Annotated in this window: 17 protein-coding genes; 7 read left to right on the top strand and 10 right to left on the bottom strand. The window is 65.8% G+C overall.

Annotated features, from left to right (window positions below):
• Positions 1-682: 682 nt before the first annotated feature.
• Positions 683-1,072 carry a hypothetical protein gene (locus tag ACFPCV_RS37275; RefSeq protein WP_378062098.1) on the top strand — a complete coding sequence of 130 codons (390 nt, stop codon included), beginning with the start codon at positions 683-685 and terminating at the stop codon, positions 1,070-1,072.
• A gap of 87 nt (positions 1,073-1,159) precedes the next feature.
• Positions 1,160-1,666: a hypothetical protein gene (locus ACFPCV_RS37270; protein ID WP_378062096.1), complete on the top strand. Its 507-nt coding sequence runs from the start codon at positions 1,160-1,162 to the stop codon at positions 1,664-1,666.
• A 75-nt stretch (positions 1,667-1,741) separates the two neighbouring features.
• On the opposite strand, the gene ACFPCV_RS37265 is transcribed toward ACFPCV_RS37270, so the two are convergent.
• Entirely contained in the window at positions 1,742-3,802 is a 2,061-nt protein-coding gene (locus tag ACFPCV_RS37265) for a helix-turn-helix domain-containing protein (protein ID WP_378062290.1), read from the bottom strand.
• A gap of 749 nt (positions 3,803-4,551) precedes the next feature.
• Here ACFPCV_RS37265 and ACFPCV_RS37260 point away from each other — a divergent pair.
• Positions 4,552-5,610: a hypothetical protein gene (locus ACFPCV_RS37260; protein WP_378062094.1), complete on the top strand. Its 1,059-nt coding sequence runs from the start codon at positions 4,552-4,554 to the stop codon at positions 5,608-5,610.
• 379 nt (positions 5,611-5,989) lie between these two features.
• Here the strand turns inward: ACFPCV_RS37260 and ACFPCV_RS37255 are convergent, their stop codons facing one another.
• Together ACFPCV_RS37255 and ACFPCV_RS37250 are read right to left on the bottom strand one after the other, a co-directional pair.
• Positions 5,990-6,487 (bottom strand): hypothetical protein, encoded by a 498-nt coding sequence (locus ACFPCV_RS37255; protein WP_378062093.1) that lies wholly within the window; start codon positions 6,485-6,487, stop codon positions 5,990-5,992.
• Positions 6,488-7,345: 858 nt separating this feature from the next.
• Positions 7,346-7,831 (bottom strand): hypothetical protein, encoded by a 486-nt coding sequence (locus ACFPCV_RS37250; protein WP_378062091.1) that lies wholly within the window; start codon positions 7,829-7,831, stop codon positions 7,346-7,348.
• A 49-nt stretch (positions 7,832-7,880) separates the two neighbouring features.
• On the opposite strand from ACFPCV_RS37250, the gene ACFPCV_RS37245 reads away from it, so the two are divergent.
• Both ACFPCV_RS37245 and ACFPCV_RS37240 read left to right on the top strand, forming a co-directional pair.
• A complete protein-coding gene (locus ACFPCV_RS37245; RefSeq protein WP_378062090.1) occupies positions 7,881-8,003 on the top strand; it encodes a hypothetical protein in 123 nt (40 codons plus the stop codon).
• 331 nt (positions 8,004-8,334) lie between these two features.
• Complete coding sequence (locus tag ACFPCV_RS37240; protein ID WP_378062089.1) at positions 8,335-9,039, top strand: hypothetical protein; 705 nt, start codon at positions 8,335-8,337, stop codon at positions 9,037-9,039.
• Positions 9,040-9,353: 314 nt separating this feature from the next.
• Here the strand turns inward: ACFPCV_RS37240 and ACFPCV_RS37235 are convergent, their stop codons facing one another.
• The 6 genes from ACFPCV_RS37235 to ACFPCV_RS37210 all read right to left on the bottom strand — a co-directional run bounded on the left by ACFPCV_RS37235 (position 9,354) and on the right by ACFPCV_RS37210 (position 14,462).
• Complete coding sequence (locus ACFPCV_RS37235) at positions 9,354-9,662, bottom strand: hypothetical protein (RefSeq protein ID WP_378062087.1); 309 nt, start codon at positions 9,660-9,662, stop codon at positions 9,354-9,356.
• A gap of 656 nt (positions 9,663-10,318) precedes the next feature.
• The gene (locus ACFPCV_RS37230; RefSeq protein WP_378062085.1) at positions 10,319-10,891 is read right to left on the bottom strand and encodes a hypothetical protein; all 573 of its coding nucleotides are present in this window, start codon (positions 10,889-10,891) and stop codon (positions 10,319-10,321) included.
• A gap of 197 nt (positions 10,892-11,088) precedes the next feature.
• Positions 11,089-11,715 carry a hypothetical protein gene (locus tag ACFPCV_RS37225; protein ID WP_378062084.1) on the bottom strand — a complete coding sequence of 209 codons (627 nt, stop codon included), beginning with the start codon at positions 11,713-11,715 and terminating at the stop codon, positions 11,089-11,091.
• Positions 11,712-12,953, bottom strand: coding sequence for a hypothetical protein (locus ACFPCV_RS37220; RefSeq protein ID WP_378062083.1), 1,242 nt, complete (start codon positions 12,951-12,953; stop codon positions 11,712-11,714). Before ACFPCV_RS37220 ends, ACFPCV_RS37225 begins: the two co-directional genes overlap by 4 nt.
• A gap of 95 nt (positions 12,954-13,048) precedes the next feature.
• Positions 13,049-13,915, bottom strand: a complete 867-nt coding sequence (locus ACFPCV_RS37215; protein ID WP_378062082.1) for an ABC transporter ATP-binding protein — start codon at positions 13,913-13,915, stop codon at positions 13,049-13,051.
• A gap of 112 nt (positions 13,916-14,027) precedes the next feature.
• Positions 14,028-14,462 (bottom strand): hypothetical protein, encoded by a 435-nt coding sequence (locus ACFPCV_RS37210; RefSeq protein WP_378062081.1) that lies wholly within the window; start codon positions 14,460-14,462, stop codon positions 14,028-14,030.
• A gap of 649 nt (positions 14,463-15,111) precedes the next feature.
• On the opposite strand from ACFPCV_RS37210, the gene ACFPCV_RS37205 reads away from it, so the two are divergent.
• Together ACFPCV_RS37205 and ACFPCV_RS37200 are read left to right on the top strand one after the other, a co-directional pair.
• Positions 15,112-15,288, top strand: coding sequence for a helix-turn-helix transcriptional regulator (locus tag ACFPCV_RS37205; RefSeq protein ID WP_378062080.1), 177 nt, complete (start codon positions 15,112-15,114; stop codon positions 15,286-15,288).
• A complete protein-coding gene (locus ACFPCV_RS37200; protein ID WP_378062078.1) occupies positions 15,288-16,490 on the top strand; it encodes a tyrosine-type recombinase/integrase in 1,203 nt (400 codons plus the stop codon). Before ACFPCV_RS37205 ends, ACFPCV_RS37200 begins: the two co-directional genes overlap by 1 nt.
• Here the strand turns inward: ACFPCV_RS37200 and ACFPCV_RS37195 are convergent.
• Positions 16,474-16,911 carry a hypothetical protein gene (locus ACFPCV_RS37195; RefSeq protein WP_378062077.1) on the bottom strand — a complete coding sequence of 146 codons (438 nt, stop codon included), beginning with the start codon at positions 16,909-16,911 and terminating at the stop codon, positions 16,474-16,476. The two genes, ACFPCV_RS37200 and ACFPCV_RS37195, sit on opposite strands and share 17 nt — an antisense overlap.
• Between the last annotated feature and the right edge of the window lie 26 nt (positions 16,912-16,937).

The following is a 16,937-nucleotide window of genomic DNA, read 5'->3' as shown; positions in this document are numbered from 1 at the left end:
GCACAGCCCCGGCGCACGACGTCTCGTGTGACGACCTCCACGACGAACTCCACAAAGGCCTCCGTGTGGTGCTCAGTGGGACACCTCCCCCAGGCATCCCACTGAGCAACCATCCGGAATCGTCACCTCCCCCCGGACCGACACCGCGCCCACTACGGGCCGCGGCCGAAGCGACGACCAGTGACCTCCGCGCTCGACCCGCGCATCCTTGGTTCGTGCCTTGGCTCGCGCCTTGGCCGATTCCTTGTCGGGCACGGTGGCCACATCTCCACTTTGCGCAGGTCACAGCCATGACGCCAGCGCGAAGCGCGCTGTGGCGACTGTGGCGCGACGTGGTTTCCGCCCGCCACACGGCCCGAGCAGGACACCCACTGCCGATCGACCACTGTGGCCTTCGTGTGGCCTATCGCCGAACCACACAGCCCCCGGGCACGAGCAAGTCCGGTCGAATCACGCGAGGAATCGGACAACGACAGCCGGGAGGTTCACGGCGCGCCGACTTGCCCTCACCGACCAACTCGACGATGCTCACCGACGGTGGCCTCAGCCGCCTCGTCGGTACCGCGCCCGGTAGCGGCACCATCGGACGAAACGGCCTCGCCGACTGAGCAACACCAAGCAGCACACGAGCATGCGCTGTTGTCTGCCGTGGCACAAGACCGGGTGCGTGCCAGGGAGATCCATGATCGACACCCGCAAGCACCGGCGTTACTTCCAACGTCGACGCGCCCTGACAGGCGAAACTCACGCGCAAGCCGTCGAGTGCGTACTCGCCGACGGCGCCGACATCCCCCTGATCCCCGACGCCGCGTCAATCGCCCAAGCCGGATTCGAGGCCCGCGTGCTGCTGGCACTGGGGAAGTCGATGTTGTCCGGCGCCCCTACTGGCGAACCTGCCGATCCTGCCGTGGACCGCGGACCATTCGGGATCATGGCTGGCTTGCCCACCCGCACCACCCTGACCCTGCTACCGAGCAGGCACTCGGCAACGTTCTCCGAACTCGTCCTCAGGCTGGTCACCTTCCACAATCAGGAATCCGGTGACGCCATGGTGTCACCGGACTACGGCTGATATTCACACTCGACCACGATCCTGCTCGACACGATCCACGGTGGACGCATCACCCTGTCCGGTGTCCGCGAGCACGACTGGACCGCAGTGATCAACGAGCAACTCGACGAGCTGGGGCCATCGTGGCAGGCCCTGACCCGCCCCGATGATCCCTTCGTCAGCACCTACAGCGACTCCGGGCTGCTGCTCAACGTCGACGACAAGCGGGACCAGGTCACGGGAAGGCTCCTCAGCGCGATCCTCCGCCGGCCCCGGCTCTTCCACACCACGGACACATTGAACTTCGTGGACCTGTGGAACAGCAGCACACGCGACAGCACCCGGATCGAGGTCGAGTGGTCCGGCGAACTGCCACACAGCCATGTCGTAAACCGTGTCACCGATCCACTGTTCGGACTACCGTTGCGCTTTGACCGCGACGAGTTCTATGACTGCGTGTGCGACGCATGCCTGTACCTGCACTACTTCGTGCCTCTTCAGCACACCGACGCCGACACCGACGCCCTCGTACACCTGCGTCGCAGCAGCCTCTATGACGACGAGCGGGATCGCAACCGGGTGTGCAACCCGAAAGCGCAGACCTTCGGGCGATAGGCGGACCAGGATGGTGGTCGGCGTCTGCGCGAGCACGGCGCCGACCACCATGCCACCGCCTGGTCTGCCGTCGCGTTAGGACCGAGGGGTCGGAATCGACAAACCCTCGGGTGTTGATTGGCGCACCGCCTTGATCTGGCGACCTCGCCGATCAACCCCGTCCGGGAGCTGACCGTCGCCGCGGCGCTGGCAACATAAGTCAAGACCGCCATGTTCTCCCCGGCTGCCCTGATCAGACCGCGGACCGTGCAGCGAGAAGCCCGGCGGAGGATCCTCCTCGTCGCGACATTCCGCCACATCCGTGTCACCGTCGTGGCCACGTTGACGGCAACCCTTTCCGACCGGCGCCTCGTGCGTGCCGCAGCAGCAGTCGAGATTCCTGCAGTGATCGTGGATATCGGCCCCGGTTCCGGACGCTGCCGGGCCCGCCTGCCTGGCGGTCGGTGGTTCCTCCTTCGCGCAGCTCTGGTTATTGCTTCCCGAGGAGTTGGTGACACCCTGGTCCCCACGCAGAACACCTATGTCCGGACTCAAGGATCCTGGACTCCGTTCGCCGCCTACCCCTGTTACAGCCGTGCACTCCTGGGACGTTGTGTCGCTACCCTGTATTCCCAGTTTTGCCAGCGACGTGCCGAGGAGGTGTACCGCCGGAGAGGGCCCGTATTCCGTCGCCAATGCGATCACCGCACCGAAATTGGTCTTCTCGGCGTCAAGCCACGCAAGTGCCGCCTCGCGGTCGCGAAAGTCCCGTACGAACACGTCGCGAGCGGCTTGCGGCCATCCGTCCTTGATCTCGGTTCCGGCGTCTACTCGTCCTGTGATTACCCGGTGGGCCGCAGCGGCATTGTGGACGTACCAGGTGACGAGACGTTGCGCAGCAGCGCGACGCTCGCTGTCCGTCGCCTCGGTCGCGGCGAGTTCGCGGGCATAGGCGCGTACCGGTGCCAGCAGGCGCACCATACCGCCGCTGTCGACGGCGACAAGATGGACAGTGGCGAGCGCATGCAGCGACCGGCGCGCAAACGGCACAGTAATTCCCGCCAGGGCAGCGAGCGCGGTCACGCTCAAGTATTCGCCGCCGTGCAGCCCCAGAAGCCGGAACACCCGCACCGCATCGGGCTCAAGGTCGCGCCAAGACCACGAGAACACCGCCGCGAGATTCGCGGTCTCGCCGACGTGAAGCGTGTGGACCTCCTCGGAAAGTTCGTTCACCAGCTCGACGACCGGCCGGTGAGGATAGACAGCGATCTGTTCCGCCGCCGCGTGCAACGCCAGCGGCAAATGACCACAATGGCGTGCCAGCGTTGTCACCGCCGCGAACTCGGCATCGGTGCGGGCCGAGCCGATCAAGCTCCTGACAAGGTCAACCGCATCGGATTCCGCCAATGGCGCCAACGTGACTCGTGTCGCCCCGAGTTGGCCTGCTAACCGTGCGAGAGCGCGGCGGCTGGTGACCACCACGCCGCAGCCCGGCGACGCAGGCAACAGAGGCGCGATCTCCTCCATACTGGCGACGTTGTCCAGGACAACGAGCAGGCGCCGGTTCGCTGTGAGGGACCGGAACAGGCGGGCGCGCTGTTCTGTGGTGGCCGGGACGGCGTGCACGCCAAGAGCGGTCAGGAACTCTTCCAGGATCCCGTCGACAGACACCGCCGCCCGGAGGCCATCTGGCGCGAAGGCCCGCAGGTCGGCATACAGCTGTCCATCACGGTACTGGCTGGCGATGTCATGAGCCCACCGCAGCGCAAGCGCGGTCTTCCCCACCCCGGCAGGCCCATCGATCGCCACCACGGTCGGCGTGCCATGCGGCCGGACACGCGTCCCCGCTGTCAACACGGCAAGTTCTTCATCGCGACCCACCAACCGCGCCAGCGCGGCAGGCAACTGCGCCGGTTTGATCACCTCCTGCGCGTCAGCGACCGCCGCGGCCAGAGCGCCCCCGGTGTCGAGGGCTGTGTCGCACAGTTCGGCCACCTCGTGGGTCATCGGCAGACGGTTGTTCTCGATCTTCCACACTCGACTGTGGTCACAGTGCAGAATCTTCCCCATCGCGCGTAAGGAGACATTGCGCAACTCCCGCCACTTCCGCAGCTCGCCGCCAAGGTCAATGACCCGGCGCACCCCGACGCCGTCCATCACCGGGCCCCACCTTCGCACCAACGCCACCGAAACGATGGCCGTGTTCCCGGCAGAACACTCCACGAGAACCGCGACGTGTGTCCGTGCCGCGTTCCCGCGCGAACACCTGACTGTCCTCGGGTATCAGCGTTGGTGCGGTTGTCAACAGGGCCCCGGCCATGGCGCATGCCGGTCACACCCGCCTGCGTCCGGTGACGTTCTCGTTCTACTGGCTCGTTGTGTTGTGGTCGCCGCTCGGCGACACGGTTGTCGACCCACATTTGGCCGCTTCCCCCTTAGCTGATCCGATTCGCTGTCCAGCGGCTCGCGCAGCCAAAGGGCGACAACCACGCCCGTGATTCCTACAGCCGATCACCAGCATGGCAGGGGAGGACTCGCCCTCGCGTGCTTGTCCGCGAGCGGGCCGCGACATCCCGCGCCGGCTCAACGCGCGGGATCACGCCCCTGGGCCACGCCCTCATACGTTCCGGGATCGGGCCTGGTGACAACGTCACCGTAGGGTCACGTTTATACACGACTGTCCACTATTTGTCCCCACTTTCTACGTAACGCCGCCGCCCACACAGACGAGCACGTGACCCTGCGTGACCATTCAGGGTGAGCGTAGGCGCGAACCCCGGCAAATCGGCCTAAGGTTACGGCCCGTGATGACCGAGCCATGTCTCCAGCTCCAGCTGCGACCACACGCTGCCCACATCACCTGCACCAGCCCCATCGACAACGGTCACTCTTTGTAGTCATCACGCATGAACAAACGCGCGCCACAACGGTCCCGGCACCACACCCACCGACATCAAGGCAAGTGGATCCTGGTCGACGCCGACCTGCAGCACCTCTGGGCCATCGGGACAAACCTCTACCCCGCCCACTCCGCCAGCGGATCCCTGGACACAATCGGCCGCCGCGGTCTACTCCCGGCCCTCCGGGCCGCGGTCACCACCCGCCATCCGATCGACAGAACCATCCCTCTCCTGGGGTCGACATGGCGAGTACGGGCCATTCCGCTTCTCGGCGTCGTGTCGAACACCCCGATCGGAGTCCTCGGCACCTACGACACAGAGACCACCGAGCTGTCCGAACCTCCAGTGGTGGGCACCTGGGAAATGCCCATCACCCCACCCGGGCCAGGCCAGCAGCTCCACTCCCACGTCTCACCCCAGATGTACGAGGCCTACGGCGTGCCCGCCAACAAGCCGCGCATCGCGACCTCACAGCGCATCGACACCTCACAGTGGAAAGACGACCTGCTAGCCCTGGCTGACCGGCCGCGATCGCGCGCGTTCTTCACCATGCTCCTGACCGACGTCGAGCCGGAACTGAAGTTCTTCGACTTCACCGCGGCCCCGCCCGGCACAAGCGAGCGATACGCGCTGCGCTGCACCGGCCGTCGTTTCGACGACAACGGCCGGATCTGGCTACGCGGGCTGACCTTCCGTCGCCCCAGCACGCCAGTCCCCGACGCCCCCCGGCACCTGGAAGCCGTGCTCGCACTGTCACGCGATCCGATCTGGATGATCGACTCCCTCTACGAGGTCGTCTACTTGTCCACCGACAACCTCAACACCCACGACCTGAAAAAGTTCCCAACCCGAGCACTCGCCGACATGTGCCACGCCGACGACCTCCCCGCCCTGCGTGCACAACTGCGCTGGGCCTCAACGCACCTCGGCCGCCCCAGCCAACCTGTACTCGTCCGCTTCGCACTCGAGCCCGGAGGATGGCGGCAGCTCGAACTGCAGCTAGCAGGCGTCCGCATCGCAGGCAATATCACCGGCGTCTGGTGCCGTGTCAGCGCCGCACCATGACACAACACGGGCCTGGTGTGCACGGTCGCAGCCGGCTCGAATGGTCGCGGTTTACTACTCGGCTGATGGAGTCGCTGACCTGAGGTGGCAACACGATTGAGCACGCCGACGAGGCCGTCGTACCTTGCTGGGCTTCGGTTCAGGACTGGCGATGACCACGAGGTTCTCTTCGCTGGCCTCGTGGATCTCCTCTCGCGCGCCGCTGGTTACCTCAGGTCGGCGACGGAGTTGGGCGAGTAACTGCTTCACGAGCTGGCAAGTTCCTCGTACCCGGCGGTGGACTGGTTGCGTTGGGTCCTGGGTGAAGTTGCTGCCGTGGAGGGTGTGCAGGCTGCAGAGTTGCCGACACGCTGATCAGGCATGAGTAGAGCGGCGGCGTTCATGCGTCTCCTGCGTCTAGGGTTCCGCGCGTGGTTCCCGGTTTGGCGACGTTCCACAGGTCCTGATCGGTGAGGGCGAGAAGGACGGTGCGTTCAAGGGACAAGGCCGCTGTCCGGTCGGGTGTGGTAGCCCAGCGGACGGCCAGCGCGGTGTGGGTTAGGGCGGCGGCTGCCCAACCTCGGGCAGTGCGGGCCCGCCCGGCGGCGAGGTCGTCGAGGCGTGCTTGGACGAACGTGGGGTCGGCCAGGGCTCGGTTGAGGGCTGCTTCGCCGAGGCCACTGGTGGCTGCCTTGCCCGACCGGTAAACGGCCAGGCGTCCACGCAGCCCGCGACCGCGTCGCTCACCGGCCATCCCGACGTAGACCAGCGGGCCATTGACGACCCGGACCAGGTACACCCCGGATGCGGTGGGAGCAGACACAACAGCCTCAGTGAATGGCGCCCATGCCGACCAACTCGCCAGGTCCGCGATCGCCGGAGGCAGCAGGTCGGTCACACAGGTCAGGCTAGCCTCGTCCCGTTTGTTCTGTCCTGGCAGCTCCGACGACTGCCAGTCCCTGGCGCTCCGTGTCGTCCCTGCGGCTTTAGCGAAATCCCATGCCTCACGCTCGTCACTGCCAGCACACAACAGTGAGCGAGCGGCGGGACAGGCGCGGGCGATACGCACGGCCGGCAACTCCCGCACTGGTCGGTCATTGGAGCAGGCCGAAGCCCAGGTATTCGACTCGGGCGCGGTAGCCGCTGCTGGCGGGTCTGCGGTTGCGCAGGAACCGAAGGGCCATCGCCCCGGCGGGCGGGGTATTGAGGTAGTCCGCCATCAGCAGCCTGCCAGGCGCGGGCAGCTGTCGATCTGGGCGTTGCAGTTGCGGCACGGTGGTGGTGGTCGACCACCACCGCTAGCCCACGTCGGCAGGCGTAGCAGCCGCCGCCGAGCTGTTCAGCCAGTTGGATACGGATGCGACCTCGTGGGTGGCCGGGTTGTCGTGCGCCGGCCAGTTCATGCGGGTTCCGCCGCATGGGCAGCTGCTCGCCCGGTGGCACGAGTTGAGGCGCGGTGACGGTGTGGGTCAGCACGAACGTCCACCGCACCGTTCGTGTGTGCGAGCCCGACGACACCGCGAGGTCGGCGCCCAGCGGCGGCTGGACACGGTAGCCGCTGTCATCGGACCACCAGTAGCACCACTGCGCGTCGGCCAGCCCGTCCGGTGTGCCGGGGTAGCGCCATCCGCACGGCTGCTGGGCCAGCTCAAGCACCAGGTCCTCGAGCGTCGCCGGGTCGCCGCTCCCGCACAAGAGCGAACAGGCTGCCGCTGGTCGATGTGACCGGCGGCAACCTAGCGCAATCGGGTCAATGTCAGGGACGCGGGTCGCGCAACGCGCCGCGAAGATCGGCCAGACGGCGATCGCCGTGGACGGAGACCACGACCTGCCACGCAGTCGCGGTGACGTCCTGCAGCCACAGCCTGCCGGCGGTCTGGGTTGGCAACAGGGTCCCGATGCTGCGGGCGACTTCAAGATCCATCGGTTCGAAGGTGTCCAGGACGCGCATCGCCAAGATGAACGCGGCCTCCGGGGTCGCAGCGGCATCGGCGGTGATCAGCTTCTTGAGCTCGGTCCCGACGTTGGTCAACGACATCCACCGGCCGTCCACATCGGCGAGGGAGGTGGGCATTGAGCGGGCGTCGACGCCGAGCCACCGGCGTCGTAGCGCATCTGGGGGAAACAGCCCGCCTGCGGCGTCGTGCTGCCAAGGTAGAAGGGCCAGCAGCGCGAGAAGAGCGTGCGTGTCATCTGCTGGCGCGGCCAGGTCGGTGTCCAGCCCCACCTGTTCATTCATCATGCCGGAATCCTGGCAGCAAGCACCGACATGAACCCAGACAACACGCCTGATGGTCCAGTTCGTCTGCCCCGACCTCCCACCCAGGGGAGGCGGTGAGCAGAGCAGGGCTTTCTCGCTCGGACAAGCGATCGTCGCCGAGTTCGAGCAGGGGCTGGTGGTCGCGGTGCACTGACCTCGCGTGATGACGCCGTCATCACGCGCTAGGCGCGGCCCAGTGACGGGCACCCTGCCAGATGGCCGCGCCAGCGAACGATCGGGCCTAGTGGCTCGTCTCAGTACGTTGACCCGGTAACTGGTCTTGTTGGAGGCTGAGCCAGGCTGATCCCACGGTTCCGTCGTGGGAGGTGGTTGTGGCTCGTCACTCGTCCAGGAGGAACCCTGGTAAGGCCGATTGAGGATGCTCTCCCTGAAGGCGCGACGATGTGGGTCTACAACCAGACGGGGCAGTTGGTCGGCAAGTTCCGCGGCAATGCGCACTAGGTACCGGGGTAGCGTTTGAGCCCATGGACGAGTTGCTCTCGATCGACGTCGGCAGCGTCAGGGCCTTCGTGCGTCGATGGTACGGGCCATGGATGGAGAGCGGTGGCCCGCGCGCCGACGCGTGGCGGCATCTCCCGGACGCGCTCGCCGACTGGCATGCCGTTGCCGCCTCCGCGAGAGTTCCGATCACCTTTCAGGACCATCCGATTCCGATCAGTGACGTTGCTCTCGAAGGCGACGGAATGCTTCCGTTCTGGGTGGAGAACCAGAACGGGTATCGCTGGGCCGTGGAGGTCAAGGCTCCAGGGCTGCCGGTGTACTCCCAGGAATGGGGATCGAGCGGCTGGGCGTGGGCGGGCGAGGGGATCGAGCGGTTCTTAGTGCACTGCACGGTGCGTGAGGCGATCATCGGGGCCGAGCAGAAGTTCACGGCCATCGTGCCGGACTCGCTGCTCGTGGAGGCCCTGGAGTCGTTCGTTTCGCTGCCGTTCGTCGCGCTGGCGAGCGAGGAACCTGAGACACGCGTCCTCGTCTGTGGTGATGCACTCGCCCGCCTGACGGTTCCTCCGGTGGGATACGACCGTGCGCAGGAGCGCTCGTGGATGCTGACCGTCGCAGCGCCGGACTTGTCAGGGATCGAGAGGCATCGTGCTCGGCTGGGCGGCGATGCGGCGCATGACGAGGGCCCATTCCCCGAGGACGTGATCGACGAGCCGCCGCCGTTCTGATCTGGTTGAAGTCTCCACGCGCCGTGCACGACCGGGCAAGCACGCTCCGTGCTCGCCGCGCAGAGGCGCGTTGAACTACTGGCTCGTCACGCAACCTTGGTCGGGTAGTCGGTCCAGGTTCGGATGGGTGAGTCGGTGGCGAACCCGGTTTTGGGTCGGGCTCGGGCGTTGCGCCAGCGGATGTAGCTGTCGATCGCGACGTTCTGCTCCTCATCCAACAAGACCAATTGCCGGGCCAACGTACTGAGACGAGCCACTAGCACCAACTCCCCCATGGTGGCCCCGACCGCGAGGCAGCCGGGGCGACGCTCGGATCAGATGTTGACGTTCGGAAGACCGGGCCACTCGTTGGCCCAACGGCGTAAAGCGTCCATTACTTGCTCGTCATCCTCCGCATTCGATGACGTCCGAATACCTGGATGGTCACGGTCGAACGCGATGACCGAGTCGCAGGCAGCCTCCACATCCTCGATTGGCTTCAGCAAATCGGCCTCGGTACCGGCATTCGCATCGATGCGATCATATGCCCGTCGCAGGACTCCCATGGCCTTATCCCTGACCTTGGCAAGCTCTCTACGTTCCGAGGCCAGGGCAATGTACTCATCGTCCTCAGGTGCTGTCATGGCGCGAGTTTGACACAACCGAGCCTACTGACGTGGGGGGTGTAATCGGCAGGTCGGCTGGGCGGGCCAGGCAAGTTGCGCAGCGGCGGCACGAATACCGACGCGAGCCAGGGCGTGGGCCCGTTTACGTCCGCGCCCGCTACGGCCGCGGTGTAAGGCGCCGGACACGGTGCGCGAGGCCGCCACCTCCTGCCTGAACCGGGCGAGGAAGCCGGCTTCCTCGGTCAGCTGGGCACGCACCTGCTTGACCGCTACCAGCCTCCCGTCGGGCCCGTATCCCAGGACACGCGCCCCATGCCGCCCTGTCCCAGTTCCGTAGTCACGCGGAGTCTTTGGGGGCTACCGGTATGCGTCGCCAAGACCATGCCGTAGCAGCCAGGGACCCACTGCCGCACATTTGCCGCCTTCGCTGCTTTCGCACCCGCCGCGCTGTCCGCGCCGCCACCAGGCGCCGGCGTGCCAGCCAGAACAAGCCGGTCGCTCACCGTGTTTGCGCGGCCGGACCCGGAGGCCAGCGGGAACGCCAGCTGCTTGGGTAGATCGCGGACGCGGCGCGAACATACCGCGTTTGAAGGGCATCCAGGTGGAGTCTTCGCCACTGCCCTGGGCACACCTGACGCTTAGAGATAATCTCGCCGATTACGCCAGGAAGTCGTCTACATGTCTCGTGCAGAGTCCAGATGGCTGGCGAGACGGACGAGCAGGCTGTTGGTGTGGTTGCAGATCGTCCGCACTGCGCGCTTGGCAACGTGCACGTCCGGTTCGCTCATCCATGTGTAGGCAGGTGCCGGCAACAGCTCTGCCGGTAACGGTATGCGCACGACCAACTGGGTGTAGCCGGAAATGCGATCGAGTCGCTCGGGGGCATAGAATGGACCGAGGCCGCCTTCGCGCTGCCATCCAGCCACGTCGAAGGGCAGCAGATCCACGATGCAGTCGGCTGTCGGCAGGGCGAATCCGAGTGAGACGCCGCACCGGTCGTTGAAGTCCCACACCTGATCGAGATGGACCACGCGCGGATGCGTACCGACGTAGGGCGGCCCCATGATCGGTGTCCGCGCGATCGCGAACGCCGCGGACGCGAACTCGACCGGATCGGTCGTCAACCCTCGGTCATCGTCGAAGTACCGCGCATGCTGCCTCAGATACGCACCAAACCGCGATTCTCCATCGCTGGCGTGCGCACGATCATAGGCCTCACGCACGACAAGAATTTCGTTATCAGACATTTCGATCCCCCGAATCACAAACTCACTTCCCCCACCAGGAAGTACCCACAACCCGAGCCATCGTCGATGCCACTCGTTCAGTCGACGAGCACACAGCGAGCAGCTACGACGAGACCGGCTTCACTCTACTTTCCAGTTCTCCAACAACCGACACACCGTTCTCCCCGAACAGACCGCTTCCGAACGATTTTTTCGGGTTATTGTTCTTTGCCAGCCTGTCGATAGGACCATGTCGTCCTGCCGCATGTACGTGCGTGGACCGTGATCGCAGTGAGCATGAGAAGTACCGCCAACACCCAGTTGCTCTCGGGCTCCTGGTAGCTGTTTAACGGACTCCACACGCCTGGTGCCACGTTCGTGACCACGCCGAGCCCCAACCAGCACACGAGCACGATGCCGCCACCGGCCAGCGGCGTCAGCAGCGGCGCGAGCAGCTGCACTGCGGCGCTCAGGGTCACCGCGTTGGCCAGCACCCATGTCCAGGAGGCGCCTGCCGGAAGCCAGGGCACGACCGCGGGTACGCACAAGGCGGGTAGCACGATGCCCGCCGTAGCGGTGACCGCCGCGACCATGCGGGGTCGCCGACCGCCGCTGGTTCGGTCCCACTCCCAGAACCGCGGTCGTGTCACCAGAGCCAGCAGTGTGGCGCCGAGAATGGCGCACAGCTCGACGACGGGCAGCTTCGTGGGCGGCCATCGAGCGGACAGATCGATCTCGAGCGAGCGGCGGCCGGTCGCCGCTGCGATCACCCACAGCGCGACGGTGACGATCGCAGCGTGGTGGGCCGCCCGACTCACCAGGGCAACACGTATCGCGGTGATCATGGCTGTGGAAGGTCCCTTGCGGTGAGTGTGCAGGTGTGCAGCTGCTGCTGGTGCTGTCGGATCCAGGTCTGAACGTCCGCCACCGGCATCCCCGCGAACACCCCGGACGGTGGTTCGTCCGGCTCGGCGAGAAAGCGGAGTACGTCTCCTGGCACATCGGCCACCCTCCCCGGCTCCGCACCAGTGCCACCACCGTCACCGTCACCGTTGTCGTTGGACGCGTTGGCGTAGGCGCAGCTGTAGATGCCGGCCAGCGCGCCCGGGATATCGGTCTCGATCGCCCCGTTCGGTTTCAGGAACGCGATCTGCAGTGTCCGCGCCACGTCGACGTCGATCGGGCCGAAGGCCAGGGACTGGTCCCAGACCTGGGTGAGGACGTCCGGGGTGGTGCCGTACCGGGCGATCACGGGATCCACGCTGTCGATCAGCGCGGGCAGGCGTGCTTGCTGGTCGGTGTGCACGCAGTACCGGATCTCACGGTGCACCTCACATACCGCGAGCGGTTGCTCGTCGACCGCGAACACCGCCGGTCGCTGGATGACCGAGCCCGTGATCAGCACAGCGGGCACCGCCGCGTACATCGCGATGTCGGCGGCGCGCCGCCACCGCTGCCCCGTCCTGTTCGCCAGCCCGGCCTGTACCCGGTGCAGGCACCGGATCGCCAGCCCAGCCCCAGCGACCGCCACCGCAACAAACACGGCGATGCGGAACACCACCAGCACCGGTGACTCACGCTGCCCCAACTCCGGCTCCAGGAACAGCACCGGAGCCACCACCGCGTAGCTATCGCCCGCCGCATGTCCCACCACCAGCAGCGCGTAAAACCCCGCTGCCGTGATCGGCACCATCACCAGCGCCGGTAGGACTGTGCCCAGCGCGTAGCCGAGCATCACCGCCGCCATCATCGCCAGCACCCCCGACACCATCACCAGCGGATCCGGCGCGCCCACACCACCCGACGCCAGCGTCGCCACCACCAACGGCACCAGCGCCACCACATAAGCACCGACCCACCAGCAGACGAGCACTGTCAGGTGCCGCACCACCACCGGCGCCCCGAGCCGCGGCGCCCGCGGCTGCACCCAGATCCGGTCCACCTGATGGAACTGCACCGCGTACCAGCACGCCGCCGTGCCGGCGATCAACCCCGCCCACGTGAACTGCTGGTGGAACTGGGCACTGGTCTGCACCCACAGCGGATGTGGCCACCCCAGCATCGGCCAGGTCATCACCACCACAACCAAAACGATCGCCACCGCTGGCGTTACCACGACGACCGGCGCCAGCGGCCACCACGAACCCCGGACCAACCCGCGTACACGCGCTCGTGCGTTCATTCCGCGGCCTCGACCGACGCCAGCAATCGCTCGTACCCGCGCTCGATCGGTGAACGCCGCACAGCACCCACCTCACCACCAACGATCCCGTGGATCGCGCCCGGCAAGCCATCACCGTCACCACCGCCGTCGGCGCTGCCATGGCCGGTCGCGTGCCGCTCCAGCTCCGCCACGGTGCCGTCGAACACCAGCCGCCCCGCCGCGAGCACCCCCACCCGATCAGACAGGTGCGCGATCTCGTCGAGGAGATGGCTCGACAGCACCACCGTACGAGTGCGGCCGATCTCAGCGACCATGTCCCGAACCCGCCAGCGCTGCGCCGGATCCAGCCCAACCGTCGGCTCATCCAGCACCAGCACCTCCGGGTCATGCGCCAGACCGGCCGCGATCCCCAGCCGCTGACGTTGCCCACCCGACAGTGTCCGGACGCGATCCTTTGCCTGGTTCGTCAATGCCACCTCCTGCAGCGCGGTGTAGGCCGCGGGCCCACACTCCCTGGGCGGCATGCCGTTGACCCACGCCGTGTACGCCACCACGTCCACCACCCGCATGTGACCCGCCACCGACCACCGCTGCGGCACGAACCCGAACCGCACCCGCGTGCCATCACGAGCGTCCTCGACGTCGTTCTTGTGCTCGCCGTGAACAACGAGCCGCGCGGAGCCGGACGCCCCATCACTGTGGACGGTCACCGACCCGTGTGTCGGCCGCAGCAGACCAATCAGGACAGACAGCAATGTCGTCTTTCCCGATCCGTTCGGGCCCAGCAGGCCCGTCACACCGGGTCGCACCATCCAGTCCACGTCATGCAGCACTCGCCGACGCCCGTATGCCGCACACACGCCTTCCACCTGGATCTCCATACTCACCCCTTCTCCAGAACAGCCGCACGGAGGGCGGTGCTGGTCCCGCGCGGACACCACGCGCACGCAGGACCAGCACCGCTTCCCTTTCCAACGATGATCGACGGGTCTGCTAGCAGATGGTTCGGCGGTACGACTCGCGGTCTTCGCCGCTGACGCCGGTCGCGGTCGACGAGTGGGTGTAGTACTCACCCCGCCCGTTACACGTTCCGGACGCCGTCATACCGCCGTTCTGGAAGTACGTCGTCCCCCGCACCGCACGCTCGGCATCCGGCCACCACGGAATCTGCTTGTACACACGCACCCAGAAATAGGTCACCGTGTTCCCGCACCCCCACCGCGAGCCGTAACCACTCAACCTGCTCCCGTACGACGTCGGCGAGTTCGCATACAACACACACGACGACGCCGACACATCCGACCCGCCCGCGGTGCCGTCCGCACTGCCGCCCGCGGGAGCCGCCCACGCGGGCGACGCCATCGCCACACCCCCCGACGCGATCGCACCCGCCATCAACAGGCCGGCAACGAACCGACGCTTCCCCATACCATCCCCCTTTTCGTATGCCCAACGGCAAATCCAACACAACAAATCAGAGCAGCAGACACCAACTGATCACCACGAAGCAGTCGTTGAACTCCCCCTGATTGGACCACCTTAATCCGGCGGAACGCAGCGAACGCTACACAAAACTCGGCAACGGGCGCAACCATCCGACCAGCAACCCGCGAGCGCAACACCCAATTTTCGCTCGGTGAAATCCCTGGTGATCCCGTGGCGCCCATTAGGCCACACTCCAGCCACACTGCACCCACCCCACAGGTGAACGAAGAATTCCACACCAATCACTCCACACATGGCCGCAGCCACAGCACTCGCAGGCGGACCAGACAGACGCCTCTGACAGGCACCATGGGATTCATGGCCAAGCGACCAGCATCGTCAGCAGCTGATCATCGACCATGACGGACTTGATCTCAGGTCTCCCCCAGCCTCTGTGAACCGAGCCAGGACGACGTCGACACGGAGTAATCGCGCGCGGCGATAGCCGACGGCCTCTTCTGCCCCAGCGCACCAAGTCCCACACCCGCTGACGCATGGAGCAATACACGCGTCAGCGCGAATTGTGACGGCAATACAAGCAAGACGCTCATCAGATCCCCCACAGCATGAGCACCAACAAAAAGAGAGTGCCATGGAGAACAGACTTTGGGGGATCCACGAACTCGCCGCCTATCTCGGCGTTCCCAAACAAACCTTATACCAGTGGCGCACCAAAGGGTACGGACCGCCAGGGCGCCGAATCGGCAAGTACGTCAAATACCTGCCATCCGAAGTCGAACACTGGGTCAAAGAGCAAGGAGCCGCGTAATGGCACGCGTGTGGATCTACGATATGAGCAAGGCACAGCAGTACAAAGAGGCGGTTAAGAACGCGAAAGCAAAGGGCCGGACGCCTCCGGCCCGATGGCGGGTCATGTGGTACGACAACACCGGTACTCAGAAATCCCAGGCGTGCGCTACCAAGACCATGGCTGAGAACCGTCGGGCCGAGATCGAGCGCACTCTCCTGGACGGCACTTACGTTGACCCTGCGGCGGCACGAGCCCAGTTCAGCGAAATGGCCGACAAGTGCCTCGACGCCCGCCACGATCTCCGCCCCACCACCTGGTGGAAGTACCGCGGCCTGCTCGACAACCACGTGCTGTCGCAGTGGGGCGAACTGCCACTCAACAAGATCCTCAAAGAGGACATCGAGGTCTGGGTCGCGAAACTCCTCAAGTCCAAAGACGACGGCGGTTCCGGGCTCGGTCCGTCACAAGCACGACACGCCTACCGCGTCCTGTCCATGGTGCTCGAGTGGTGCGTACCTGCCCGACTCCCCCGCAACCCCGCACGAGGCGTCAAAGTTCCCGTCCTCCCCGAGTACGAGCACATCTACCTCACCTACGAGCAAGTCGAAGCGCTGGCAGAAGCGTCCGGAACCCTGGTCACCAAGTACAAGCAGCCCACCGCGTGCGCGCCCATCAATCCCGTGTTCGTGCGCCTCCTGGCCTACACCGGCATCCGCTGGGGCGAAGCAGCCGCCCTCCGCATCAGCCGAGTAAATCTGGCCAAACGCCGCATCCGCATCGCCAGCACCTTCTACGAGCTCAACGGTGTCCAGCACGAAGGACTCCCCAAGAACGGCAAACCCCGCACCGTCCCTATCCCCGAGTTCCTGTGTCACGACCTGGCCGCGCTCATCGCAGGCCGCGACGAGAGCGAACTACTGTTCCTCACCCGCCGCAACCAATCACTGCGAGCCAACAACTGGCGCACCCGCGAGTTCAACGCAGCCGTCACCGCCGCCGAACTCGACCTCCCCGGCCTCACCCCACACAAACTCCGACACACCGCCGCCTCACTCGCGATCGCCTCCGGCGCCGACGTCAAGGTCATCCAGACCATGCTCGGACACAAGGACGCATCCATGACCCTCGACATCTACGGCCACCTCTTCCCCGACCGACTCGACGAAGTTGCCGTAGCACTTGATCGCAACCGGCACCGGGCTCTCAGGGACGCCGCCTAATCAGGCGCACATCATGACCTTGACGTGGGAGGGCCACCTGTCGCTGCAGGGCGCGGCAACCGAGCTCAAGCTGGCTCCGCCCGCCGTCCTCGGCCAGCCGCGCCAATTGCTCGGCCAATGCGTCGACGTGCTCGACGATCGCCGCCTCGTGGGCGCCATGTGGATTCAGATACTGCACGCCATCGACCTGGAACCACTCCAGCACCTCGTGAACGGCTTCGTTCAACGCCAACGTTAGGAAATGCGTGATCCAGTCCTGCTCGGACACGGTCGGATCGGTCTCATCCGGGCAGTCGATCTTTCCCCAGTCACCGGGAACCCGATCACGTACGCCACGCGCGTCCGGAGCGTCTGGCCCGAACAGCTCGCCTGGCCGGAACTGCCGCGCATCAGTCGCACCGAACGCAAGCCGGTAGGACACACAAGCTGCCCACGGCAGTGGGTCAG

The sequence above is a fragment of the Actinophytocola glycyrrhizae genome (genome assembly GCF_042653545.1).
Classification (GTDB): domain Bacteria; phylum Actinomycetota; class Actinomycetes; order Mycobacteriales; family Pseudonocardiaceae; genus Actinophytocola; species Actinophytocola glycyrrhizae.
The sequence above is the reverse complement of the archived record's forward strand: the minus strand, read 5'-3'. Positions and strand labels throughout refer to the sequence as shown.

Bases quoted from the DNA above. Each gene is read 5' to 3' on its own strand.
- ACFPCV_RS37210 (WP_378062081.1), bottom strand. From the start codon at position 14,462: ATGGGGAAGCGTCGGTTCGTTGCCGGCCTGTTGATGGCGGGTGCGATC.
- ACFPCV_RS37225 (WP_378062084.1), bottom strand. From the start codon at position 11,715: ATGATCACCGCGATACGTGTTGCCCTGGTGAGTCGGGCGGCCCACCAC.
- ACFPCV_RS37245 (WP_378062090.1), top strand. From the start codon at position 7,881: ATGGTCCAGTTCGTCTGCCCCGACCTCCCACCCAGGGGAGGCGGTGAG.
- ACFPCV_RS37250 (WP_378062091.1), bottom strand. From the start codon at position 7,831: ATGATGAATGAACAGGTGGGGCTGGACACCGACCTGGCCGCGCCAGCA.
- ACFPCV_RS37215 (WP_378062082.1), bottom strand. From the start codon at position 13,915: ATGGAGATCCAGGTGGAAGGCGTGTGTGCGGCATACGGGCGTCGGCGA.
- ACFPCV_RS37260 (WP_378062094.1), top strand. From the start codon at position 4,552: ATGAACAAACGCGCGCCACAACGGTCCCGGCACCACACCCACCGACAT.
- ACFPCV_RS37205 (WP_378062080.1), top strand. From the start codon at position 15,112: ATGGAGAACAGACTTTGGGGGATCCACGAACTCGCCGCCTATCTCGGC.
- ACFPCV_RS37240 (WP_378062089.1), top strand. From the start codon at position 8,335: ATGGACGAGTTGCTCTCGATCGACGTCGGCAGCGTCAGGGCCTTCGTG.
- ACFPCV_RS37230 (WP_378062085.1), bottom strand. From the start codon at position 10,891: ATGTCTGATAACGAAATTCTTGTCGTGCGTGAGGCCTATGATCGTGCG.
- ACFPCV_RS37275 (WP_378062098.1), top strand. From the start codon at position 683: ATGATCGACACCCGCAAGCACCGGCGTTACTTCCAACGTCGACGCGCC.
- ACFPCV_RS37265 (WP_378062290.1), bottom strand. From the start codon at position 3,802: ATGGACGGCGTCGGGGTGCGCCGGGTCATTGACCTTGGCGGCGAGCTG.
- ACFPCV_RS37235 (WP_378062087.1), bottom strand. From the start codon at position 9,662: ATGACAGCACCTGAGGACGATGAGTACATTGCCCTGGCCTCGGAACGT.
- ACFPCV_RS37200 (WP_378062078.1), top strand. From the start codon at position 15,288: ATGGCACGCGTGTGGATCTACGATATGAGCAAGGCACAGCAGTACAAA.